This is a genomic window from Mesorhizobium sp. M0496, assembly GCF_040321205.1.
Classification (GTDB): domain Bacteria; phylum Pseudomonadota; class Alphaproteobacteria; order Rhizobiales; family Rhizobiaceae; genus Mesorhizobium.
This window is the reverse complement of sequence record NZ_JAMYRC010000111.1, coordinates 1-811: the sequence shown is the minus strand read 5'-3', so window position 1 is coordinate 811 and position 811 is coordinate 1. Positions and strand designations below refer to the sequence as shown.

Below are 811 nucleotides of genomic sequence, written 5' to 3'. Positions count from 1 at the left end.
GGGAATGACGAAGGCACGCCGCACCTCGTGGCGGCCATGCGCATCCTCTTCGGTCTGATGGAACTTGGTTGCTTTGCTGGCCGCCGCCTTGTCGAGGGCGGCCTTGGCCTCGCTGGCCAGTTTCGACTGGTTGCCCTTGATGGCGATCACGTAGTGGCCGCCGCCCTCGCGCACGGTTTTGGTCATGCGGCGATGGCAGTGCAAGGCGTCGGCCGTTACGGTCAGCCCCTTGAGCGACAACAATTCGAGCGCCGCGATCGCGGCCTGCACTTCGCCGCCCTTCTGCGCCACGGTCTGGGCCAGGCTCATGAAGGTGTCGCAGCCAAAGACGGTCACCACCAGCGGTGGCATATGCGAGCAGCCCTTGGCGTAGGCGCGCCGCAGGCTCTTGCCATCTATGGCGACCTGCCCTTTCGGCGCATCGATGCGCGCCTGCCCGCCGAACGCGGTCATGAAGCGCATGAAGGCATCGTTGAGGGCGACAGGATCGAGAGCCGCCAGCACCCGGCTGAAGGTGTCGTGGCTGGGCGCGCCACGCTCGAGCGGAATGAACTGCCGCAACAGATCGAGACGGTTCCTGGCAAACAGCTCCATCTCCGTGCAGTGCGTCGCCCCGCAAAGCACCGCCGCAAGTGCTACGAACAAAATCTCCGGCAACGAGTGCTGCGCGGTCAAGTCCCGCGGGTCCGGCACCTCGCCGAATACATCCAGAAACACCATCACGGCCTCCGATCATTCAGAGGTCCTCTCAGAATCGATTTCCGCACACCACACAAGAGTCCGTTTGTACTCATGTGCGATTCCCCTGCCC

1 protein-coding gene is annotated in these 811 nt (G+C 63.9%); it reads right to left on the bottom strand.

Translation table 11 applies throughout. The features are described 5' to 3' along the window. On the bottom strand, positions 1-720 hold a 720-nt coding region (locus tag NKI73_RS33570), incomplete at its 3' end, for an ISAs1 family transposase (RefSeq protein WP_352636349.1). Between the last annotated feature and the right edge of the window lie 91 nt (positions 721-811).